The 21,146-nt window shown below is 72.1% G+C and carries 19 protein-coding genes and 1 riboswitch; of the genes, 6 read left to right on the top strand and 13 right to left on the bottom strand.

What is annotated here, in order from left to right:
- Nucleotides 1–14: 14 nt before the first annotated feature.
- Nucleotides 15–1,016 carry a WYL domain-containing protein gene (locus NOD94_RS08745; protein WP_281205185.1) on the bottom strand — a complete coding sequence of 334 codons (1,002 nt, stop codon included), beginning with the start codon at nt 1,014–1,016 and terminating at the stop codon, nt 15–17.
- 144 nt (nt 1,017–1,160) lie between these two features.
- On the opposite strand from NOD94_RS08745, the gene NOD94_RS08740 reads away from it, so the two are divergent.
- Nucleotides 1,161–1,556: a RidA family protein gene (locus NOD94_RS08740; RefSeq protein WP_281205215.1), complete on the top strand. Its 396-nt coding sequence runs from the start codon at nt 1,161–1,163 to the stop codon at nt 1,554–1,556.
- 91 nt (nt 1,557–1,647) lie between these two features.
- Here NOD94_RS08740 and NOD94_RS08735 read toward each other — a convergent pair whose 3' ends face one another.
- From NOD94_RS08735 to ribD, 10 genes are all read right to left on the bottom strand, one after another.
- On the bottom strand, nt 1,648–2,691 hold the full coding sequence (locus NOD94_RS08735; RefSeq protein WP_281205184.1) for a hemolysin family protein: 1,044 nt from the start codon (nt 2,689–2,691) through the stop codon (nt 1,648–1,650).
- Entirely contained in the window at nt 2,688–4,118 is a 1,431-nt protein-coding gene (locus NOD94_RS08730) for a hemolysin family protein (protein WP_281205183.1), read from the bottom strand. Before NOD94_RS08730 ends, NOD94_RS08735 begins: the two co-directional genes overlap by 4 nt.
- A gap of 199 nt (nt 4,119–4,317) precedes the next feature.
- A complete protein-coding gene (locus NOD94_RS08725) occupies nt 4,318–4,782 on the bottom strand; it encodes a PH domain-containing protein (RefSeq protein ID WP_281205182.1) in 465 nt (154 codons plus the stop codon).
- A gap of 59 nt (nt 4,783–4,841) precedes the next feature.
- Entirely contained in the window at nt 4,842–5,690 is an 849-nt protein-coding gene (hisG, locus tag NOD94_RS08720) for an ATP phosphoribosyltransferase (protein ID WP_281205181.1), read from the bottom strand.
- Nucleotides 5,691–5,774: 84 nt separating this feature from the next.
- A complete protein-coding gene (locus NOD94_RS08715; protein ID WP_281205179.1) occupies nt 5,775–6,053 on the bottom strand; it encodes a phosphoribosyl-ATP diphosphatase in 279 nt (92 codons plus the stop codon).
- A gap of 35 nt (nt 6,054–6,088) precedes the next feature.
- A complete protein-coding gene (gene ribH / locus NOD94_RS08710) occupies nt 6,089–6,574 on the bottom strand; it encodes a 6,7-dimethyl-8-ribityllumazine synthase (RefSeq protein WP_007262951.1) in 486 nt (161 codons plus the stop codon).
- A gap of 90 nt (nt 6,575–6,664) precedes the next feature.
- Complete coding sequence (locus NOD94_RS08705; RefSeq protein WP_281205178.1) at nt 6,665–7,966, bottom strand: bifunctional 3,4-dihydroxy-2-butanone-4-phosphate synthase/GTP cyclohydrolase II; 1,302 nt, start codon at nt 7,964–7,966, stop codon at nt 6,665–6,667.
- Nucleotides 7,963–8,616 (bottom strand): nicotinamide mononucleotide transporter family protein, encoded by a 654-nt coding sequence (locus NOD94_RS08700; protein WP_281205177.1) that lies wholly within the window; start codon nt 8,614–8,616, stop codon nt 7,963–7,965. Before NOD94_RS08700 ends, NOD94_RS08705 begins: the two co-directional genes overlap by 4 nt.
- Nucleotides 8,613–9,236 (bottom strand): riboflavin synthase, encoded by a 624-nt coding sequence (locus NOD94_RS08695; protein ID WP_281205176.1) that lies wholly within the window; start codon nt 9,234–9,236, stop codon nt 8,613–8,615. The genes NOD94_RS08700 and NOD94_RS08695 overlap by 4 nt, the downstream gene beginning before the upstream one ends.
- Nucleotides 9,237–10,316, bottom strand: coding sequence for a bifunctional diaminohydroxyphosphoribosylaminopyrimidine deaminase/5-amino-6-(5-phosphoribosylamino)uracil reductase RibD (ribD, locus tag NOD94_RS08690; RefSeq protein ID WP_281205214.1), 1,080 nt, complete (start codon nt 10,314–10,316; stop codon nt 9,237–9,239).
- A 218-nt stretch (nt 10,317–10,534) separates the two neighbouring features.
- Nucleotides 10,535–10,665, bottom strand: a riboswitch (FMN riboswitch).
- 336 nt (nt 10,666–11,001) lie between these two features.
- On the opposite strand from ribD, the gene NOD94_RS08685 reads away from it, so the two are divergent.
- Both NOD94_RS08685 and NOD94_RS08680 read left to right on the top strand, forming a co-directional pair.
- Complete coding sequence (locus tag NOD94_RS08685; protein ID WP_281205175.1) at nt 11,002–13,371, top strand: chitinase C-terminal domain-containing protein; 2,370 nt, start codon at nt 11,002–11,004, stop codon at nt 13,369–13,371.
- A 175-nt stretch (nt 13,372–13,546) separates the two neighbouring features.
- Complete coding sequence (locus NOD94_RS08680; RefSeq protein ID WP_281205174.1) at nt 13,547–14,287, top strand: NAD(P)H-binding protein; 741 nt, start codon at nt 13,547–13,549, stop codon at nt 14,285–14,287.
- 178 nt (nt 14,288–14,465) lie between these two features.
- Here the strand turns inward: NOD94_RS08680 and NOD94_RS08675 are convergent, their stop codons facing one another.
- Nucleotides 14,466–15,629 (bottom strand): ROK family transcriptional regulator, encoded by a 1,164-nt coding sequence (locus NOD94_RS08675; protein WP_281205213.1) that lies wholly within the window; start codon nt 15,627–15,629, stop codon nt 14,466–14,468.
- Between the two features lie 55 nt (nt 15,630–15,684).
- Between NOD94_RS08675 and NOD94_RS08670 the strand changes: the two genes are divergently transcribed.
- The 3 genes from NOD94_RS08670 to NOD94_RS08660 all read left to right on the top strand — a co-directional run bounded on the left by NOD94_RS08670 (nt 15,685) and on the right by NOD94_RS08660 (nt 19,288).
- Nucleotides 15,685–16,899, top strand: coding sequence for an MFS transporter (locus NOD94_RS08670; RefSeq protein WP_281205173.1), 1,215 nt, complete (start codon nt 15,685–15,687; stop codon nt 16,897–16,899).
- 81 nt (nt 16,900–16,980) lie between these two features.
- The gene (locus tag NOD94_RS08665; RefSeq protein ID WP_281205212.1) at nt 16,981–18,387 is read left to right on the top strand and encodes a solute carrier family 23 protein; all 1,407 of its coding nucleotides are present in this window, start codon (nt 16,981–16,983) and stop codon (nt 18,385–18,387) included.
- 217 nt (nt 18,388–18,604) lie between these two features.
- The gene (locus NOD94_RS08660) at nt 18,605–19,288 is read left to right on the top strand and encodes a DUF5995 family protein (protein ID WP_319195168.1); all 684 of its coding nucleotides are present in this window, start codon (nt 18,605–18,607) and stop codon (nt 19,286–19,288) included.
- 98 nt (nt 19,289–19,386) lie between these two features.
- Here NOD94_RS08660 and NOD94_RS08655 read toward each other — a convergent pair whose 3' ends face one another.
- Entirely contained in the window at nt 19,387–21,099 is a 1,713-nt protein-coding gene (locus NOD94_RS08655) for an NAD(P)/FAD-dependent oxidoreductase (RefSeq protein WP_281205172.1), read from the bottom strand.
- Nucleotides 21,100–21,146: the final 47 nt, after the last annotated feature.

The following is a 21,146-nucleotide window of genomic DNA, read 5'->3' as shown; positions in this document are numbered from 1 at the left end:
TTCGACGACGGGCCCTAGGGTCCGGTCGTGACGGCTCCGGGGTCGGGCGTCGCCTCGTAGTGACCGGCGAGCGCGGCGGCGCGTTCGCGCAGGGAGGCGCGCAACCAGTGCGGGGTCAGGGCTTCGGCGTGCGTGGCCAACTGCCACAGCGCCCATTCGGCGTGCCTCGCGTCCTGGAAGGTCACCGTCAGCCGTAGTCGGCCGTCGGGGTCGGCTTCCTCGGTGAGGACGGCCAGCGCGGTGTCCAGCAGGTTCTCCCGCCGCGCCGGGTGGAGCCGGAGCACCACGGTGACCTGGTCGCCGCCGGTCCGGAACCGCGAGCTGCGGTCCTGCCAGGCCCGGTCCAGATCGATCCGGTCCGGTCGCTGCGCGGGTTCGTCGAGTTCCTCGGCGGCCCGGACCCGGGACAGCCGGTAGGTGCGGTCCGCGCCCGCTCTCGTGGCCAGCAGGTAGCCCCGCTCCCGCACGGTGACCAGGCCGATCGGGTCCACCGTGCGCCACTGCGCCGGCCGGTCCGTCGCCGCGTAGTGGATGCGCAGCTTGTGTCCGGCGAAGACCGCGCGCCTGACCTCGGACACGACGGCGTCGGACACCTCCTCGGCGACCACGCGGCGCGAGAGGAGGTCGGTCTCCGGGTCGATGAGCAGTCGCTCGGCCACTCCGGTCGCGGTGTCCCGATGGCCTTCGGGCAGTGCGTCGACCACTTTGAGCATGGCCGAGGCGAGCGCCGAGCCGAGGCCGAACGCCTGCGCGCCGCGCCGCGATCCGGCGACCAGCAGCGCGAGGGACTCGTCGTGGTTGAGTCCGGTGAGCTCGGTCCGGAACCCGGGCAGCAACGCGAACCCGCCGTGCCGGCCGCGTTCGGCGTGGACCGGGACGCCGGCCGCGGACAGCGCCTCCATGTCGCGCAGCACGGTGCGGGTGGACACCTCCAGCTCGCGGGCCAGCGTGGCCGCGGACAGCCGACCGCGCCGGCGCAGCATCAGCACCAGGGAGACCAACCGATCGGCGCGCATGTGAAAACCCTACCGACATACACGACACAGGGTGTCGTGATTCATTGCGAGGCTTTCCGTACGACGTCGAGGACGGCCGGCCACCGGGCCGACCGACGGACGGACGTACCTGCGGTCGACGCATCGAATGGAGCGGACATGACGATGGAACGCACGGCGGTCAACCCGTGGACGTGGTCGGTGGAGCTGGGCTACAACCAGGGCGAGGTCGTCTCCGGGCAGACCCGGACCCTGTACTGCTCGGGGCAGACCGCGATGAGCGGCGACGGAAAGCCCCTGCACGACGGTGACATGGCGGCGCAGTTGGCGCTGAGCCTGGACAACCTGGAGGCCGTGCTCGGTGGGGCGGGCATGTCCCTCGGGAACCTCGTCCGGCTCAACGTCCACACCACTGACGTCGACCTGCTCTTCCAGCACTACGGCGTACTGGCGTCACGGTTGGGCGCCGCCCGGGTGGCGCCGACCACCACGATGCTCGGGGTGTCCCGGCTGGCCATCCCCTCCCTGATGGTCGAGCTGGAGGGGACCGCCGTCGCGTGATGCGGGCGGGCCGTACGACAACGGCCCGGCCCCGGCGCCCCGGAGGGCGGGCGGGGCCGGGCCGACGGTGGCGTCGCCCGGGCCGCGGGTGCTACGCGCTGCGGGCGTAGCTGCGGTGGGAGGGGTCGCGGACCTCGCCGACCAGCATCTCCAGGACGTCCTCCAGGGCGACGAGGCCGAGGACGCGCCCCGCCGGGTCGGCGACCTGCGCCAGGTGGGTGGCGTCGCGCCGCATGACGCTGAGGGCGTCGTCGAGGGGCAGGGTGGAGCACAGGGTGGTCATCCGGCGCCAGACCCGCTGGGGCACGGCCCGCTCGCGATCCTCCAGGTCGAGGACGTCCTTCACGTGCAGGTAGCCCATGAAGGCGCCGGTGTCGGAGCGGACGGGGAAACGGGAGTAGCCCGTGCGGACGGTCAACTGCTCGATCTGGCGGGGTGTCACCGCCGGGCCGACCGTGACGAGCCGTTCCCGGGGCAGCAGGACGTCGGTGACGGGGCGGCTGCCCAGTTCCAGTGCGTCCTCCAGGCGCTCCTGCTCGACGGACCCGAGGAGCCCGGCCTGCCGGGAGTCCTCGACGAGCCGGCCGAGCTGCGCGGAGGTGTAGACGGCCTCGACCTCGTCCTTGGGCTCGACCTTGAAGAGCCGCAGGACGAGCGCGGCGCAGGCACCGAGGGCGGCGGTGACCGGGCCGCACACGCGGGCGAAGGCGACCAGGCCGGGGCTGAACCACAGCGCGGTCCGTTCGGGGGCCGCCATCGCCAGGTTCTTCGGGACCATCTCGCCGATCACCAGGTGCAGGAAGACCACGGCGGACAACGCGAAGACGTAGCCGAGGGGGTGGATGAGGCCCTGCGGGACGTGGACGGCGTGGAAGACGGGCTCCAGCAACCGGGCCACGGTGGGCTCGGCGACCGCGCCGAGGGTGATCGAGCAGAGGGTGATGCCGAACTGGGCGGCCGCCATCATGCGCGGCAGGTTCTCCAGCCCGTACAGCACCTGGCGGGCCCGTTTGGATCCGGCCGCGAGGGGCTCGATCTGACTGCGGCGTACGGAGACGAGCGCGAACTCGGCTCCGACGAAGAAGCCGTTGGCGAGGACCAGGAGGAGGGCGAAGAGGAGTTGGAGGGCGTTCATCGGGCAGCGCCTTCCAGCTCGGCCGGAGCTCCGGCGTCGGCCGCGGTGCGGACGGGTTCGGACCGGGCGCCGCGGTCGGCCCCGGGGAGGAGCCCGTACGGGCCACCGGCGGGGACCGTCGTCAGGCGGACGAGCCGGACGCGTTCGGCGCGGTTGCGGCCGACCTGGCGGACGGACAGCTTCCAGCCGGGGAGCTCGGCCCGGTCGCCGGGGGCGGGGATGCGGCCCAGCAGGTCCGCGACGAGACCGGCGACGGTCTCGTAGGGGCCCTCGGGGACTTCCAGGCCTATGCGGCGCAGGGTGTGGACGCGGCAGCTGCCGTCGGCCTCCCAGGAGGGGCGGCCGTCCTCGGGGGGTGCGGCGGCCAGTTCGGGGCGGCCGTCCTCGGCGAGGTCGTGCTCGTCGCGGACCTCGCCGACGAGTTCCTCCACGATGTCCTCCAGGGTGACCACGCCCGCGGTGCCGCCGTACTCGTCTACCACCACGGCCATCGGCTGTTCGCTGCGCAGTCGCTCCAGCAGGGGCTGCACCGGCAGGGAGCCGGGCACCAGCAGCGGGGCGACGCAGATCCGGCCGACGGGGGTGCGGGAGCGCCGGCCCTCGGGTACGGCCAGGGCGTCCTTGAGGTGGACCACACCGGTGATCTCGTCGATGCGTTCGCGGTACACGGGGAAGCGGGACAGCCCGGTGGCCCGGGTCAGGTTCAGCACGTCGGCCGCGGTGGCCGTGTGCTGGAGGGCGCTGACCTTCACGCGGGGGGTCATGACGTGCTGGGCGGTGAGCCCGCCCAGCGACAGGGTCCGTACGAAGAGGTCGGCGGTGTCCTGTTCGAGGGCGCCGGCCTGGGCCGAATGGCGGACCAGGGAGACCAGTTCGCCGGGGGTCCGGGCGGAGGCCATCTCCTCGGTCGGCTCCACTCCCAGCGCCCGTACGAGACGGTTCGCGACGGAGTTGAGGCCGGCGATGACGGGTCGGAAGGCCCGGGAGAACACCTGCTGGGGGCCGGCGACGAAGCGGGCCACCTGGAGCGGGCGGGAGATCGCCCAGTTCTTCGGGACGAGCTCGCCGACGACCATCTGGACGGCGGAGGCGAGCAGCATGCCTATGACGACGGCGATGCCGGGGACGGCTCCCCGGGGCAGGCCGGTCGCGGCGAGCGGCCCGGACAGCAGGGCGGCGAGGGCCGGTTCGGCCAGCATGCCGACGACGAGGGAGGTGATGGTGATGCCGAGCTGGGTGCCGGAGAGCTGGAAGGACAGCTCCCTCAGGGCGTCGACGACCGTGCGGGCACGGCGGTCCCCCTCGGCGGCGGCGCGTTCGGCCTCGGGTCTCTCCACGGTGACGAGGCCGAATTCGGCCGCCACGAAGAAACCGTTGGCGAGGATCAGGGCGAAGGCCGCCAGGAGCAGGAGTAGCGGGGTGGTCATGCCGCCGCCTCCGGGGGGAGGGCGGCGCGGGTACTACCGGACGATCCGTCCATTGCTGGAGGGAGTCACTCCTCTGGTCGCAGGTGCCCACGGGCCTCGGGGTCCCGGGGCGTGTGGGAGGGCGCGCGGCCGCGCCCCGCCACCAGGGTAGTCATTGGGATCGCTGCCGCAATGGGACGCAGCGGCGGGGCTCGGCGCGCTAGCGGTCGTTTGCGCCGGTTCCCCGGGTTTCGGCCAGGGCGCGCAGGGTGCGGGCGTCGCCGATCGCCTGGGCCTTGGCGACTCCGGGCTGGATGCCGAGGACGGGCAGGCTGGTGCCGTCGCTGAGGTCCAGGAACACCCACGGGTCGCCCGGGCGCAGGTTGACGCGCAGGATCTGCGCCCACTCCAGGCGGCGGGTGGTGGTCAGGTTGATGACCGTGACCCCGCCCTCGTCGGCGACCACCTTGGGGCGGCTGAGCAGGACGAGGACGGAGCTGAGCAGGGCGGCGGTGAAGACGAAGCTGACGCGCTCGCCCGCGCTGAGCTTCTCCAGCAGCAGCGCGACGGTGGTGATCGTGGCGAACATGGCGAGCCCGACGCTCAGCAGCACGGCCCGCGTCCGGTTCGGCCGGAAGGTGACCGGCAGGGTGGGCGTTGCGGGCTGGGCGGCGGACTCGGCCATGGGTGCGCTCGGTTCTGCGAGGAGGTGGGGTGAACGTCTGCTGCCGGGGGCGGCAGGTGTCAGAGGCGGCAGGCGTGGATCGAGGTGGTGAGGATCGCGCGCGCGCCGAGCTCGTACAGGTCGTCCATGATCCGCTGGGCTTCCTTGGCGGGAACCATCGCGCGGACGGCGACCCAGCCCTCGTTGTGCAGCGGGGAGATCGTCGGCGACTCCAGGCCCGGCGTGAGGGCGACCGCGCGCTCCAGGTGCTCGGCGCGGCAGTCGTAGTCCATCATCACGTAGCTGCGGGCCACCAGGACGCCCTGGAGGCGGCGCAGGAACTGCGCGACCTTCGGGTCGTCGGTGCCGGCGCCGGTGCGGCGGATGACGGTCGCCTCGGACTTGAGGATCGGCTCGCCGATGACCTCCAGGCCGGCGTTGCGCAGGCTGGTGCCGGTCTCGACGACGTCCGCGATGATCTGGGCGACGCCGAGCTCGATGGCCGTCTCGACGGCGCCGTCGAGGTGGACGATGGAGGCGTCGATGCCGAGCTCGGCGAGGTGCTTGGCGACGATTCCCTCGTACGAGGTCGCGATCGTCATCCCGCCGAAGTCCTCGGGGCCCTTCGCGGTGCCGGGCTTGGTGGCGTAGCGGAAGGTGGAGCGCCCGAAGTTCAGCGGGAGGATCTCCTCGGCGTTGGCCCCGGAGTCCAGCAGCAGGTCACGGCCGGTGATGCCGATGTCGAGCTTGCCCGACGCGACGTAGATCGCGATGTCCTTCGGGCGGAGGTAGAAGAACTCGACCTCGTTCTCGGGGTCGACCGTGACGAGTTCCTTGGACTCCTTGCGCTGGCGGTAGCCGGCCTCATGGAGCATCGCCGACGCCGCTCCGGAGAGTGAGCCCTTGTTGGGGACGGCGATGCGCAGCATGGGGCTTCCTTTGGTGCGTAGGTGCTTGAGTGCGTACGGGTGTGCGTGAGCGGGGCGCGGGGGGCCCGCGGCGGGGCGCCGGGCCTAGAGGTGCGCGTAGACGTCGTCGAGGGAGATCCCGCGCGCCACCATCATCACCTGGACGTGGTAGAGCAGCTGGGAGATCTCCTCGGCGGCGGCTTCCTTGCCCTCGTACTCGGCGGCCATCCAGACCTCCGCGGCCTCCTCGACGACCTTCTTGCCGATGGCATGGACGCCCTTGCCGACGAGCTCGGCGGTGCGGGAGGTGCTGGGGTCGCCGGTGGCGGCCTTGAGCTGGAGCTCGGTGAAGAGCTCTTCGAAGGTCTTGGAGGTGTTCGCCATGATGGTCCTCAGAATAAGGGGTCCCCCGCTGCCACTCAGCGCCAGGGTTCGCTGACCGTCCGCAGGGTCATGGCGGTGGAGACGGCGGCGGTGACCGCTTCGTGCCCCTTGTCCTCGTTCGACCCCTCAAGCCCGGCGCGGTCCAGCGCCTGCTCGTCGTTGTCGCAGGTCAGGACGCCGAAGCCGACGGGAACTCCGGTGTCGATCGACACCTGCACCAGGCCTTGGGTGACGCCCTGGCACACGTAGTCGAAGTGGGGGGTGCCGCCGCGGATGACCACTCCGAGGGCGACGATGGCATCGTAACCGCGACCGGCGAGTACCTTCGCCACGACCGGGAGCTCGAAGCTGCCGGGGACGCGGAGCAGGGTGGGCTCGTCGATGCCCAGCTCGTGCAGGGCCCGCAGGGCGCCGTCGACCAGCCCGTCCATGACCTTCTCGTGCCACTGGGCAGCGATCACGGCGACCCGGAGGTCTCCACAGTTCTTCACGCTCAGTTCGGGTGCGCCCTTGCCGCTCACAGCTCTGCTCCTCGGTGGTTCGTGTGCCGGTGTGTACGTGGTGCGGTCGTGCGGTGTCACTGGCCTTGCGGTGTTACTGGCCTTGCGGTGTTACTGGTTGCCGCAGGCGGAGGTGGTCACGGCCCCCTCCAGCCACGGCAGGTCGTGCCCCATCCGGTCCCGCTTGGTGCGCAGGTACCGCAGGTTGTGCTCGCCCGCCTCGACGGGCATCGACTCCCGGCCGGTGACCGCGATGCCGTGCCGGACCAGCGCGGCGGACTTGTCGGGGTTGTTGGTCAGCAGGCGGACGCTGCGCACGCCGAGGTCGGCGAGGATCTGGGCGCCGGCCCCGTAGTCGCGGGCGTCGGCGGGGAGCCCCAGTTCCAGGTTGGCGTCCAGGGTGTCGCGGCCGCGTTCCTGGAGCTCGTAGGCGCGCAGCTTGGACAGCAGTCCGATGCCGCGGCCCTCGTGCCCGCGCAGGTAGACGACGACGCCGCGGCCCTCGGCCTGGATGCGGCCCATGGAGGCGTGCAGTTGGGGTCCGCAGTCGCAGCGCTGGGACTGGAAGATGTCGCCGGTCAGGCACTCGGAGTGCATGCGGACCAGGACGTCGGAGCCGTCGCCGATGTCGCCGTGGACGAGGGCGACGTGCTCGACGCCGTCCACGGTGGAGCGGAAGCCGAACGCGGTGAACGCGCCGAACGCGGTCGGCAGGCTGACCTCGGCCTCGCGGCGCACGGTGGGCTCGGCGGAGCGCCGGTAGGCGATCAGGTCCTCGATGGAGATGATCGTCAGGCCGTGCTTGCGGGCGAAGGGGATCAGTTCGGGCAGCCGCAGCATGACGCCGTCCTCGCCGGCGATCTCCACGATGGCGCCGGCCGGACGCAGGCCCGCGAGGCGGGCGAGGTCGACGGCCGCCTCGGTGTGGCCGTTGCGGACCAGCACGCCGCCGGGCTTGGCGCGCAGCGGGAAGACGTGGCCGGGGCGGACGAAGTCGGACGGCTCGCTGGTGCCGTTGGCCAGCAGGCGCAGCGTGGTGGCCCGGTCGGCCGCGGAGATCCCGGTGCTGACGCCGTGGGCGGCGCTCGCGTCGACGGAGACGGTGAAGGCCGTCTGCATCGACTCGGTGTTGTTGTGGACCATCTGCGGGAGTTCCAGCCGGTCCAGCTCGGGGCCCTCCATGGGGGCGCAGATCAGGCCGCGGCACTCGCTCATCATGAACGCGATGATCTCGGGGGTGGCCTTCTCGGCGGCGATGACGAGGTCGCCCTCGTTCTCGCGGTCCTCGTCGTCGACGACGACGATCGGCCGCCCGGCGGCGATGTCGCGGATGGCCTGCTCGACCGGGTCGAGCCGGAAGGTCTCCTGCGGCTCGGCTTCGGGCACGTCCGGCACGGGCTTGAGGGTGGTCATGCCGTTGCTCCTTCGAGGGCCGGGGCAGGGGTGGCGCGCGAGCGCTGGTACCAGTCGTACGCGCCCCACAGGACGAGGGCGAAGTAGACGACGTAGACGAGGCCGGAGAAGGCCAGGCCGCTGTTGAAGGCGAGGGGGACGCCCACCAGGTCGACGAGCAGCCAGGCGAACCAGAACTCGACGAGGCCGCGGGCCTGGGCCACCATCGCGACGATGGTGCCGACGAAGATGTAGGCGTCGGCCCACGGGCTCCACGACAGCGACGGGACGAGCGTGAACAGGCCGCCGACGGCGAGGGTGCCGGCCGCCGCTCCGGCGAGGAGCAGGCCGCGCTCCTTCCAGGTGGCGGTGCGCACGGCGATGGAGCCGTCCTGGGCCTTCTGCCGGCCGAGCTGCCAGGCCCGCCAGCCCCAGATCGCGACGGAGATCACCAGGAGCTGCTTGCCGATGCCGCCCGCGAGCTGCGCGGAGGCGTAGGCGGCGACCAGGATCAGGCCGGAGAGGAGCTGGGCGGGCCAGGTCCATATGGAACGCCGCCAGCCGAGGGCGAGGGCGGCCAGGCCCATCAGGTTGCCGATCATGTCGGACCAGATGACCTTCTGGTCGAAGACCTCGAAGGCCTCCGTGTTGAGCCAGGTCAGGGCACTCATCGCTGCTCCCCCTCGGTGTGGAGCGGGTCGACGCCGGCGGCCATGAGGCGTTCGACGTACTTCGCGAGGACGTCGACCTCCAGGTTGACCCGGTCGCCGGGCCGCTTGATGCCCAGGGTGGTCAGCGCGAGGGTGGTGGGGATGAGGCTGATGGTGAAGTGGTCGGCGCCGGCCTCGACGACGGTGAGGCTGACGCCGTCGACGGTGATCGAGCCCTTCTCCACGACGTACCGCGCCAGGTGCGCCGGAAGGGCGACCTTGACGAGTTCCCAGTGCTCGGAGGGGGTGCGGGAGAGGATCTCGCCGGTGCCGTCCACGTGCCCCTGGACCAGGTGCCCGCCCAGTCGTCCGCCGAGGGCCATCGGGCGCTCCAGGTTGACCCGGGAGCCCTGGGTGAGGGATCCGAGGCTGGAGCGGTTCAGGGTCTCCTGCATGACGTCGGCTGTGAACTCGCCGTCGGCGGTCTCCACGACGGTCAGGCAGACGCCGTTGACGGCGATCGAGTCGCCGTGCTTGGCGCCCTCGGTCACGACCGGGCCGCGCAGGCGGAAGCGGGAGGCTTCGGCGAGCGGCTCGACGGCGGTGACCTCGCCCAGTTCTTCGACGATTCCGGTGAACACTCAGTGCTCCTTGGGGGCGGTGGGGCGGGAGGGGTGCGTGGGTGTGGCGGTGATGCGGATGTCCGTGCCGAGGCGGGTGGTCCCGGTGAGGGTGAGCCGCAGGGCCTCGGTGATGGTCGTGATCCCGGCGTCGGCGAGGGCGGCGGGGCCGGCCCCGAGGAGTACGGGGGCGAGGTAGCCGACGACCTTGTCGACGGCGCCGGCGGCGACGAAGGCGCCCGCCAGGGTGGAGCCGCCTTCGAGGAGGACGGAGCGCACGCCGCGCGCGTGCAGTTCGGCGAGGAGGGCCTCGATCGACAGCCCGCGCTCGTCGTGGGGCAGTCGGACCACGTCGACGCCGGGCAGGTGCCCGGTGTCGGCGTCCTTCCCGACGGCGATGAGGGTCGGGGCGGCGTCGTCGAGGACGCGTGCGCCGGGCCGGACGGCGGCGTGGGTGTCGAGGACGACGCGCAGCGGCTGGACCGCGCCCTCCACGCCCCGCACGGCGAGGTGCGGGTCGTCGGCGCGCAGGGTTCCGGCGCCCACGACGACGGCGTCGGCCTCGGCGCGCAGCCGGTGGACGTCGGCGCGGGACTCGGCGCAGGTGATCCAGCGACTGGTGCCGTCGGCGGCGGCGGTACGACCGTCGAGGGTGGCGGCGTACTTCCACAGGACGTGGGGGCGGCCGAGGCGCACGGAGGTCAGCCAGGCGGCGTTGCCCTCCTCGGCCTCGTCCGCGAGGAGCCCGGCGGCGGTGTCGATCCCGGCGGCGCGCAGGGTGGCGCCACCGCCGCTGGCCTGCGGGTTCGGGTCGGGGACGGCGTAGACCACGCGGGTGACGCCGGCGTCGACGAGGGCCTGGGCGCAGGGGCCCGTACGGCCGGTGTGGTTGCAGGGTTCGAGGGTGACGTACGCGGTGCCCCCGCGGGCGGCATCGCCCGCGGCGCGCAGGGCGTGGACCTCGGCGTGCGGGCCGCCGGCCCGCCGGTGCCAGCCTTCGCCGACGACGTTGCCGGAGGGGTCGGTGATGACGCAGCCGACGACGGGGTTGGGGCTGGTGGAGCCGAGTCCGCGGGCGGCGAGCTCGATGGCCCGGCGCATGGCTGTGACGCTCGGGTCGGGTGCTGCCTGCGCGGCGTGTGTCGCCACCGGGTCCTCCTGCCTCATCGGGCACGGACTCCGGGGCCTGTCGGGATACGACAGATGAAGCGGGTAGCACACGCGGGGACGCCGGGGCCGGAAATACGGTCCGTTTTCGAGACGTATCCGCTGGGATACGTCGATGGACCGCCGACGGCGGCGTACCGGTGACTGGCCCGCCGCGCACTGCCTCCCATCCGGACTTTAACCGTCGGTCCAGGAATTTCACCTGGTCAACCGGCCACTGGATGCGGACGGGTCGCGGACTATAACCGCCGGTTCGGAATTACACCGACCCCGGAGTGCGCTGCTACTGGTACTAGGGCCAGTGTGCCACGGGTGATCGGCGGCCAAGCGAGTGAATCGCTGTGGCCTGGGTCACAAACAAGCCGTTCTTGAGCGGCGGGCGCGCACGACATGTAGGTCACCTTGCGCCGCGCCCGCGTACCGCACGCGCGGGACCGGCACTCCCGACCGGGCTTTGGTCCAGACCTATTGACGGGTTGGTCTAGTCCTCTTAACGTTCCCTTCATCTTCCCCGGGAGCCGGCCCTGCCGACGTGCGCACGTCTCAGGCCAACCAGCGCCATTTTTCCGCATGTTGCTGCACGTTGTGTCCTGCCATCCTCCCCTCCCCAGGAGGCACAATGCTGTCCCCCACTCGTACGAGAGCGATGCTGCTGGCATCCGGTGCCGTCATCGCCGGCCTGCTGGTCGGCGGGCTCTCCGCGGGCGTCTCGCACGCCGCCGACAACGAGAGCTGTCGCCCCGACGGGCTGCACAAGACCCCCGGGGTCGACGCTCCGTACTGCTCGGTCTACGACTCCGAAGGCCGCGAGAAGATGGGCGCCGACCACCAGCGCCGCGTCATCGGCTACTTCACCGGCTGGCGCACCGGCAAGGACGGCACGCCGGCCTACCTCGCCAACAACATCCCGTGGTCGAAGATCACCCACATCAACTACGCGTTCGCGCACGTCGGTTCCGACAACAAGATCTCCGTCGGCGCGGACAACGCGAACAACGCGGCCACCGGAATGACCTGGCCGGGCGTCGCGGGTGCCGAGATGGACCCGTCGCTCCCCTACAAGGGTCACTTCAACCAGCTGACGAAGTTCAAGAAGCAGTACCCGAACGTCAAGACGCTGATCTCGGTCGGCGGTTGGGCCGAGACGGGCGGCTACTTCGGCGACGACGGCAACCGGGTCAACTCCGGCGGCTTCTACTCGATGGCCACCAACGCCGACGGCTCGGTGAACCAGGCCGGCATCGACACCTTCGCGAACTCCTCCGTCGACTTCATCCGCAAGTACGGGTTCAACGGCGTCGACATCGACTACGAGTACCCGACCACGATGAAGGACGCGGGCAACCCGCTCGACTGGCAGCTCGCCAACGCCCGCCGCGCGGGCCTGGTAAAGGGCTACGACGCCCTGATGAAGAGCCTGCGCGAGAAGCTCGACCGGGCCGGCGCCGCCGACGGCAAGCACTACATGCTGACCGTCGCCGCCCCCTCCTCCGGCTACCTGCTGCGGGGCATGGAGACGTTCCAGATGCAGAAGTACCTGGACTACGTCAACATCATGTCCTACGACCTGCACGGCGCGTGGAACGAGTACGTCGGTCCGAACGCCTCGCTGTTCGACGACGGCAAGGACGCCGAGCTGGCCGCCGCGAACGTCTACGGCAGCTCGCAGTACGGCGGCATCGGCTACCTCAACACCGACTGGGCGTACCACTACTTCCGCGGCTCGATGCCGGCCGGCCGCATCAACATCGGCCTGCCGTACTACACCCGCGGCCACAAGAACGTCCAGGGCGGCACCGACGGGCTGTGGGGCAAGGCCTCCGCGACCACCTGCCCGGCCGGCGCGGGTCTGACCAAGTGCGGTGACGGCGCGACCGGCATCGACAACCTGTGGCACGACAAGGACACCAACGGGGTCGAGTCCCCGGCGGGCTCCAACCCGATGTGGCACGCCAAGAACCTGGAGAAGGGGATCGTCGGCGACTACGTCACCAAGTACGGCTTCCCCGCGAACACCACGCTGACCGGCACCTACGCCCGCAAGTACGACTCGACTCTGGTCGCCCCGTGGCTGTGGAACGCGCAGAAGAAGGTCTTCCTCTCCACCGAGGACGAGCAGTCGGTCGCGGCGAAGGCCGACTACGTGGTCGACCGCGGCATCGGCGGCACCATGGTCTGGGAGATGGCGGGCGACTACGGCTGGAACGCCGCCAAGGGCCAGTACGAGATCGGTGACACGCTCACCACGCTGATGTACGACAAGTTCAAGGCGGCCGCGCCGTACGGCGCGAAGAAGTCCAACACCGCGCTGCCGACCCAGGCCGTGGACGTGAAGGCGGAGTTCACCGAGTTCAAGCTCGGCGACTCCAACTACCCGCTCACCCCGAAGGTCAAGATCACCAACAACACGAAGTCGGCGCTGCCCGGCGGCACCGAGTTCCAGTTCGACTACTCGACGTCGGCCCCGAGCAACGCCTCGGACCAGTCCGGCTTCGGCACCAAGGTGATCAAGAGCGACCACACCGGCAGCAACGTGGGCGGTCTGAAGGGCGACTTCCACCGGGTCTCGCTGAAGCTCCCGGCATGGCAGTCGCTCGCCCCGGGCGCCTCGGTCGACCTGGCCTTCAACTACTACCTGCCGGTGTCCACGCCGTCCAACTGGACGGTGAACATCTCCGGCACGACGTACGCCTTCGCCGGTGACCTGGCCCGCGGCACCACGGTCGTGGAGCCCGGCGGCACCCAGCCGCCGACCACTCCCCCGACCACGCCGCCCACCACCCCGCCGACGACCCCGCCGACCACGCCTCCGACGACCCCGCCGGGCGGCACGTGCACCAACCCGGCCTACGTGGCCGGCCAGGTGTACAACACCGGCAACGTCGTCTCGCACAACGGCCGCAACTGGAAGGCCCAGTGGTGGACGCAGAACGAAGCTCCCGGCACCACCGGCGAGTGGGGCGTCTGGAAGGACCAGGGCGCCTGCTGACACCCGGTGCGTGAGCGCCGCTGAACGCCAAGCATGAGACCCGGTGGCCCGGCGGCCACCGGGTCCTCGTGCGTGCGGGGCACCTTTTTCGGGTTTCCACCGCGGGGCTGTCACGTTCCGCGGGCCCGTTCTGTCCCACTGGTGTACGCACCCCCGTGGAAAGGACGGACACACCATGAGCACGATCCTCGTCACCGGAGGCACCGGGAACCTCGGAGCCCTCGTCGTCGAGCGGCTCCGGGACCGGGGCCACGAGGTCCGGGTGCTGAGCCGGCACGCGCGGGACTTCCCGGTCGACCTGCGGGATGGCAAGGGACTGGACGCGGCGATGGCCGGCGTCGAAGTGGTCGTCCACTGCGCGAGCAGCCCGCGCGGGGGCGACGGGACGGCCGCCCGGCATCTGATCGCGGCGGCCCGGCGGGCGGGCCGCGTCACCAACCTCGTGTACATCTCGATCGTCGGGGTGGACGAGGTGCCGCTCGGCTACTACCGCTCCAAGCTGGCGGTGGAACGGCTGCTGGAGGAATCCGGGCTCGGGGTCACGATCCTGCGCACCACCCAGTTCCACGACCTGGTGGCGCAGCTGGTGGACGCGGCGGCGAAGCTGCCGGTGGTGGTGCTGCCGAGGGGCGTACGGGTGCAGCCGATCTCCGCCGCGGAGGTCGCGGACCGGCTCGCGGAACTGGCGGTCCCCCTCCCGGCGGGCCGGGTCCCGGACATGGGCGGCCCCGAGGTCCGCGGCCTGGCGGAGCTGGGCCGCGCCCGCCTCACGGCGACCGGGCGCCGCCGCCGGGTGGTCACGGTCCCGCTCGCCGGGAGGACGTACGCCGCCTTCCGCGACGGCGGCAACCTCGCCCCGGCGCACGCGGTGGGGCGCACCACCTTCGCCGAGTACCTCCTGGGCGGGCGGGGCTGAGCGGGGGCGGACTACAGGGCCGGGCCCGAGTCCGTCTGCGGGCCGGGCGGAGTCGGCCGGCCGGACCGCGGCGGACTCCGTCGACCCGGCTGCGGCGGACTTCCGTCGGCCCCACCGCGGCGGACCTCCGTCGGCAGGGCCACCGCGGACTTCCGTCGGCAGGGCCGCGCCGGGCCCATCAGGTCCCGAAGAGTACCGACTGGGCGGCTTCGCGCGCGGCCAGCAGGGCGCCCTCCATGACCGCCGGTCCGCCGAGGGCCGTGGCGCGGACCGTCGTCGGGACGGGGGTCAGGGTCGTGAGGCGGCGCTCGACGCGAGCGGCGAGGGGGGCGCCGCCCGCCCGGCCCAGCTCGCCGCCGAGCACCACGCAGCCCGGGTCGAGGATCGCGGCGACGGCCGCCGCCCCGAGCGCGAGCCGTTCGGCGAGGGCGTCGAGGAAGGGCTCGCCCGCCGCCCCGGCGACGGCTTCCTCCACCGGGCCGGTGAAGCCGTGTTCCGCGGCGAGGGCCGCCACGCCCGCGCGCCCCGCCAGGGCGTGGAAGCCACCGCCGCAGTCGGCGGCGGAGGGCAGCCCGGCGGTTCCGGGGACCGGGAGGAACCCGATCTCGCCGGCCCCTCCGGACGCGCCCCGCCGCAGCCGTCCGTCCAGGACGACGGCGGCGCCCACCCCGGCGCCGAGCCACAGCAGGACGAAGGAGTCCAGGTCGCGGGCGGCGCCGACGCGCTGTTCCGCCAGGGCCGCCAGGTTGGTCTCGTTCTCCACCACCACCTTGGCGGGCAGCCGCCGCTGGAGCGCGGTCACGAGGTCCCGGTGCCAGGACGGCAGCCCGATGGTGTCGCCGAGCTCACCGCTGGCCGGCGCCACCAGGCCGGGCGCGCCGACGACGACGGTGTGGAGCCGCTCGGCGCCCGCCTCGCGGGTCAGCGCCTCCAGCCGCTCCACCGCCTCCTCGACGGCGTCGACCGGCAGGGCGGCCCGGGCCAGGGGGCGCCCGAGCAGGTCGGTGACCACCGCCGTCGCGCTGTCCGTCCGTACGTCCAGCGCGGCCAGGTGGGCCCGGCGGGCGACGATCCCGTACAGGCGGGCGTTCGGGCCGCGCCGCTGTTCGCCCGACTCCCCCACGACCTCGATCAGTCCCGCGCCGGCGAGCCGCTCGACGAGGTCGGCGACGGAGGGCCGGGACAGGCCGGTCAGCTGCTTGAGCTGGGCGGCCGTCAGCGGCCCCTCGGCCTGGAGGAGTTCCAGCGCGAGCCGGTCGTTCATGGCCCGGGCCGTGCTCGGCGAGGCGGGGGACGGGGCGGCGGCGGTCGTCAGCACCTTGGCAGGGGTCACGGCGCCCATCTTAGGGAGGTTCACGGCACTAACCATCAGGAAGGGTCCCTGATAGTTTACGTCCATGACCGGGGACACCGACCTCAGCCCGGCGCGACTGCGCCACGCCCGCTTCGCGATCGCCGCCGTCTTCTGCACGCACGGCGCCGTGACCGGCTCCTTCGCCACCCGCATCCCGTGGATCCAGGACCACGCCCGACTCGACTCGGGCACCCTGGGCCTCGCCCTCGCCTTCCCCGCCCTGGGCGCGGCGCTGGCGATGCCGCTGGCCGGGCGGATCAACCACCGCTTCGGCGCGCGCACCGCCCTGCGCGGGCTGCTCTGCCTGTGGACCCTGTCCCTCATCCTGCCCGCCCTGGCCCCGAACCTGGTCGCGCTGTGCGCGGCGCTCTTCGTGTACGGGGCCACCGCGGGCATGTCGGACGTGGCGATGAACGCGCTCGGCGTGGAGACCGAGAACCGGATCGGCCGCTCGATCATGTCCTCGCTGCACGGCATGTGGAGCGTGGGCGCGCTGCTCGGTTCGGCCGCCGGAACGGTCGCCGCGCACCTGGGGGCCGACGCCCGGCCGCACCACGCGGTGGCCGCGCTCGCCCTGACCGCGGCCGGGCTGGTCGCCGTCCGGGGCGTGCTGGACCTGAAGGGCGATCAGGAGGCGCAGGCGCCGCCGCACTTCACACTGCCGCCGCGGTCCGCCCTGCTGATCGGCGCCATCGGCTTCTGCGCGGTGTTCGCCGAGGGGGCGAGCCTGGACTGGTCGGCGGTGTACCTGCGGGACGTGCTGCACTCGGACGCGGGCCTGGCCGCCGCCTCCACCACGGCCTTCGCGCTGACCATGGCCCTGGCTCGACTCGTCGGCGACCGGGTCGTGGACCGGTTCGGGGCGGTGCGCACCGTCCGGGCGGGCGGCGTACTGGCCACCCTGGGCGGGGTGTTGGTGGTCGCGGTCCGGCATCCGGCGGGGGCCCTGGCCGGCTTCGCGCTGATCGGGCTCGGCATCGCGGTGGTGGTTCCGTTGGCCTTCGCCGCGGCGGGCCGCAGCGGGCCGGCCCCGGCCCAGGCGATCGCGGGCGTCGCCACGATCACCTACACCTCGGGCCTGATCGCGCCGTCGGCGATCGGCGCGGTGGCCGACGCGACCTCGCTGGTGGTGTCGTTCGGGCTGGTCACGCTGCTGGCTTTCGCCCTGGTCCTGGGGGCCGGCGTCCTGCGTACGAAGCGGGCGGCGGGCCCGGCCGGTCCCGTCAATCGGGACGAACCCGCACCTATCGGCCCGTAATATGGCGGCGGGCGCGCCGTGGTGAGCGAGCGGCGGACCGCCAGGATGCTTGACGGGCTGCGGGAACGGAAGTGGTGGAACATGGGCTTCGGCGTGCGCTGGACCCTGCACGGAGACGGGCGGACCCCCGCCCCCGGCGCGGTGGTGCGGCCGGACGAGCGGCTGTCGTGGCCGCGCACCGCCGGGCTCGGGGCCCAGCACGTCGTCGCGATGTTCGGTGCGAGCTTCGTCGCCCCGGTCCTGATGGGCCTGGATCCCAACCTGGCCATCATGATGTCCGGCGTCGCGACGGCCATCTTCCTGCTCGCCACGCGCGGCCGGGTCCCCTCCTACCTCGGCTGCTCACTGTCCTTCGTGGGCGTCGCGGCGGCCATCCGGGCGGGCGGCGGTGACAGCGCCGTCGTCACGGGCGCGGTGTTCGTGGTCGGCGCCGCGCTGTTCCTCGCGGGCGTGGCCGTCCAGCGGTTCGGCGCGCGGATCATCCACGCGGCCATGCCCCCCGTGGTGACGGGCGCGGTCGTGATGCTGATCGGCTTCAACCTGGCGCCGGTCACCGCCGCCACGTACTGGCCGCAGGACCAGTGGACGGCGCTCTTGACCATGCTGTTCACCGGTCTCGCGGTGGTGTGCCTGCCCGGTTTCTGGTCGCGCATCGCGATCTTCCTCGGGCTGGTCTTCGGGTACACGATCTCCTGGCTCTTCGACCTGCTCTTCGGCCGGATCCACTCGCCGATGGGCGGGCCGGAGGCCGTCGACCACTGGCGGCTCGACCTCTCCGGCGTCGGCAAGGCCGAGTGGATCGGGCTGCCGTCCTTCCACGCCCCCGCCTTCGAGTGGTCGGCGATCCTGATCGCGCTACCGGTCGTGATCGCGCTCATCGCCGAGAACGCCGGGCACATCAAGGCCGTCGGCGAGATGACCGGCGACCCGCTCGACGACAAGCTCGGCACCGCCATCGCGGCGGACGGCGCGGCGTCGATGCTGTCCACGGCGGTCGGCGGCCCGCCGAACACCACCTACTCCGAGAACATCGGGGTCATGGCGGCCACCCGCGTCTACTCCACCGCGGCCTACTGGGCGGCGGCCGGATTCGCGCTGCTCTTCGGCCTGTGCCCCAAGTTCGGCGCGGTCGTCGCCGCGATCCCGGGCGGGGTGCTGGGCGGGATCACCGTGATCCTCTACGGCATGATCGGCCTGCTCGGCGCCCAGATCTGGCTCAACGGCCGGGTCGACCTGCGCAATCCGCTGAACCTGGTGCCGGCCGCCGCGGGCATCATCATCGGTATCGGCGGGGTCAAGTTGCAGATCACCGACAGCTTCGAGCTCGGCGGCATCGCCCTCGGCACCATCGTGGTGATCACCGGCTACCACGTACTGCGCCACTTCGCCCCCGCCCACCTCAAGGCGCGGGAACCGCTGCTGGACTCGGGCACCTCGGCGTACGACGAGGGCGAGACGGGGCTGGGCGACCAGGACACGCGGCCTTGAGCGCCGTTCGCCCAATCCGGCGAAGGTTGAGGTCAAGCCACCCAGAACCGCACCGCAGTCTGCGACGCTGCCTCCCGTGACTCCTCCACCCCACGAATGGGGTGGCTTCTCACTTGGCTACAGCGAGCCTCGTGACGGCCAAGCCCTGACCGCTGCTGAAGAGCAGGCGCTCAGCTCACTGCGCCGCAGCGGGCCCGGAGACGATTCAGGGAGAGCAGTGGAAGCGGTACTCGCGCGGATGCGCGCCCTCGACGAGCGGCTCCCCGCGCAGGACGGCGTCGCCGTCTTCAACCGGGTCTACCTGACGGTGACGCAGACCCTGCACCACCGCATCGAACGCGGGGAGTTCCCCGCACCCCGGACCGCGCGGACCCTGAGCGTACGGTTCGCCGAGCGCTACCTGACGGCGGTGGAGGCGGACCGGGCGCCGGCCTGCTGGCGGCCGCTGCTCCAGTACCGCCGCCACCCGGGGGTGCGTCCGCTCCAGTACGCGCTGGCCGGGATCAACGCGCACATCGGCCACGACCTGGCGCTGGCGGTGGTGTCGACGTGCCGGGCGCTGGACTGCCCGCCGGCCGCCCTGGAGGCAGACTTCGACCGGGTCGGGGACACCCTGGTGGCCCTGGAGGAGCAGATCCGGGAGGACCTGATGCCCGGCCCGGACCTGCTGGAGGTCGCCGACCCGCTGACGCACCTGCTCGGCTCCTGGAGCCTGGAGCGCGCCCGCGCCGGAGCCTGGTCGGCCGCCCGGCTGCTGTGGACGCTGCGCCGCGCCCCGGACCTTGCCGAGGAGTTCCGCGAGTCCCTCGACGCGGGCGTCGGTCTGGTGGGCCGCTGCCTGCTGACGCCGACGGGAGGGCGGATCCCGGCGCGAACCGTGGGGGTTCCCGCCCTGCGTTGAGCCGGTGACCGTCTCCGCCGCACACCGCCGGTGCGTGGGAACGGGCCGTCCCCGCGCTGTTGTCGCGGAAACGGCCCGTCGTCGTGGGGCGGGGACGCTCAGTCCTCCGGGAGTTCGACCGGGGAGATCTCGTCGTAGACGTCGCCCGGGCCCGGGTTCGTGGCGTCGGTGGAACCGCCGAGGTGGTGCATGACGCCCCACACCGCGTTGAGGGCGGTCTGGACGGCGCCCTCGGCCCAGCCGGCCGTCCAGGAGATGTCGTCGCCCGCGAGGAAGATGCCGCGCTTGTCCTCGGGGAGGCGGTCCTGCATGAAGTGGGTGAACAGGCGCCGCTGGTAGCGGTAGTGGCCCGGGAGGTTGGCCTTGAACGCGCCCATGAAGTAGGGCTCGTTCTCCCAGGACACGGTGACCGGGTTGCCGATGATGTGGCGGCGGATGTCGACCTTGGGGTAGATCTCGCCGAGGGACTTCAGCATGACCTCCATCCGCTCGTTCGCGGACAGCGGCAGCCACTTCAGGCTGTCGTCGCACCAGGTGTACGAGAGGCAGATGACGGCGGGCTTGTCCGGGCCGTTGTCCAGCAGGTAGGTGCCGCGGGTCATGCGGTCCGTCAGGGTCATCGACATGACGTCGCGACCGGTCGGGTTCCCGGCGTCGTCGACGGCCTTGTCGAGCCAGAAGGGGCGGTCGACCGGGATGAAGAGCTTGCTGGACTCCATGTAGTGGGTGCGCTCGATCGCCGTCCAGTGGTCGATCGGGAACAGCGTGTCGTCACAGGCGATCTTGGAGAGCAGCATCCAGGACTGGGCCGTGAAGATCGCGGCGCGGTAGGTGCGGATGTCGCCGGACGCGTCCGTGACCGTGATGCGGTTGCCCGCGGTGCGGTGCAGGCGGGTGACCGCCGGGCGCGGGGTGCCGTCGTGCAGCGTGGACAGCGAGGTGCCCTGGGCCCAGTGGACGATCTTCTCCGGCTCGCGCTCCCACAGACGCAGCGGGAGCTGCTGCGAGCCGCCGACGATGCCGCGGTGGTGGTCGTCCGCCTCGGTGTAGACGACGCGGAGGATCTCCAGGATGGAGTTCGGGAAGTCGGTGTCCCAGCCGCCGGTGCCGAAGCCGACCTGGCCGAAGATCTCGCGCTTGCGGAAGGACTGGAAGGCCTCGGACTTGCAGAGGAACCCGTAGAAGGTCTCGTCGTCGAGCTTCTCGACGAGCTTCGCCCAGATCTCACGGATGCGCGGGACGTCCCGCTCGCGCATCGCCGTGTTCATGTCGGAGAAGTCCGCGCCCTCGTCGAGGCAGGCGTTCCACGCGGCGGCCACGTCGCGGTAGACCTGCGGGAGGTCGGCGATGGTCTCGGCGTAGTGGGTCTCGCCCTTGAGGTCGACGACCGTCGAGGGGGTGGCCTCGGCGAGCGGGTTCGGGAAGGGCTCGGTGACGAGGCCGACGAGGTCGATGTAGTGCTGGAGCGCGGTGGAGGACGGCGGGAAGCGCATGGCGCCCATCTCCGCGGTCAGCTCCTCGGTGCCGGCGCCCTCGAAGCCGACGGTGCGCAGCCGGCCGCCGATCTGGTCGGCCTCGTACACGACGGGCTTGAGGCCCATCTTCATCAGCTCGTAGGCGGAGATGATGCCGGACAGCCCGCCGCCGATGACGGCGACCTCGGTGCCGAGCTCGGTCGCCGGTATCTGACCCAGGCCCGCCGGGTGGGCGAGGAAGTCGTCGTAGGCGTACGGGAAGTCCGGCCCGAACATGGTGATCGGGGGCTGACCGTCGCTGTGCGGGACGGCGGTGGTGGGCACCGTGGACGTCATGGGGGTACGTCTCCTTGCGGGCAGAGCAGGCAGGGCGGGGAACGGGG

This window comes from Streptomyces sp. Isolate_45 (assembly GCF_024721315.2).
Lineage (GTDB): Bacteria > Actinomycetota > Actinomycetes > Streptomycetales > Streptomycetaceae > Streptomyces.
The sequence above is the reverse complement of the archived record's forward strand: the minus strand, read 5'-3'. Positions and strand labels throughout refer to the sequence as shown.

What these genes read in the sequence shown, in the direction of transcription:
- NOD94_RS08745 (WP_281205185.1), bottom strand. Translation starts at nt 1,016, where the DNA reads ATGCGCGCCGATCGGTTGGTCTCCCTGGTGCTGATGCTGCGCCGGCGC.
- NOD94_RS08740 (WP_281205215.1), top strand. Translation starts at nt 1,161, where the DNA reads ATGGAACGCACGGCGGTCAACCCGTGGACGTGGTCGGTGGAGCTGGGC.
- NOD94_RS08735 (WP_281205184.1), bottom strand. Translation starts at nt 2,691, where the DNA reads ATGAACGCCCTCCAACTCCTCTTCGCCCTCCTCCTGGTCCTCGCCAAC.
- NOD94_RS08730 (WP_281205183.1), bottom strand. Translation starts at nt 4,118, where the DNA reads ATGACCACCCCGCTACTCCTGCTCCTGGCGGCCTTCGCCCTGATCCTC.
- NOD94_RS08725 (WP_281205182.1), bottom strand. Translation starts at nt 4,782, where the DNA reads ATGGCCGAGTCCGCCGCCCAGCCCGCAACGCCCACCCTGCCGGTCACC.
- hisG (WP_281205181.1), bottom strand. Translation starts at nt 5,690, where the DNA reads ATGCTGCGCATCGCCGTCCCCAACAAGGGCTCACTCTCCGGAGCGGCG.
- NOD94_RS08715 (WP_281205179.1), bottom strand. Translation starts at nt 6,053, where the DNA reads ATGGCGAACACCTCCAAGACCTTCGAAGAGCTCTTCACCGAGCTCCAG.
- NOD94_RS08705 (WP_281205178.1), bottom strand. Translation starts at nt 7,966, where the DNA reads ATGACCACCCTCAAGCCCGTGCCGGACGTGCCCGAAGCCGAGCCGCAG.
- NOD94_RS08700 (WP_281205177.1), bottom strand. Translation starts at nt 8,616, where the DNA reads ATGAGTGCCCTGACCTGGCTCAACACGGAGGCCTTCGAGGTCTTCGAC.
- ribD (WP_281205214.1), bottom strand. Translation starts at nt 10,316, where the DNA reads ATGCGCCGGGCCATCGAGCTCGCCGCCCGCGGACTCGGCTCCACCAGC.
- NOD94_RS08685 (WP_281205175.1), top strand. Translation starts at nt 11,002, where the DNA reads ATGCTGTCCCCCACTCGTACGAGAGCGATGCTGCTGGCATCCGGTGCC.
- NOD94_RS08680 (WP_281205174.1), top strand. Translation starts at nt 13,547, where the DNA reads ATGAGCACGATCCTCGTCACCGGAGGCACCGGGAACCTCGGAGCCCTC.
- NOD94_RS08675 (WP_281205213.1), bottom strand. Translation starts at nt 15,629, where the DNA reads ATGGGCGCCGTGACCCCTGCCAAGGTGCTGACGACCGCCGCCGCCCCG.
- NOD94_RS08670 (WP_281205173.1), top strand. Translation starts at nt 15,685, where the DNA reads ATGACCGGGGACACCGACCTCAGCCCGGCGCGACTGCGCCACGCCCGC.
- NOD94_RS08665 (WP_281205212.1), top strand. Translation starts at nt 16,981, where the DNA reads ATGGGCTTCGGCGTGCGCTGGACCCTGCACGGAGACGGGCGGACCCCC.
- NOD94_RS08655 (WP_281205172.1), bottom strand. Translation starts at nt 21,099, where the DNA reads ATGACGTCCACGGTGCCCACCACCGCCGTCCCGCACAGCGACGGTCAG.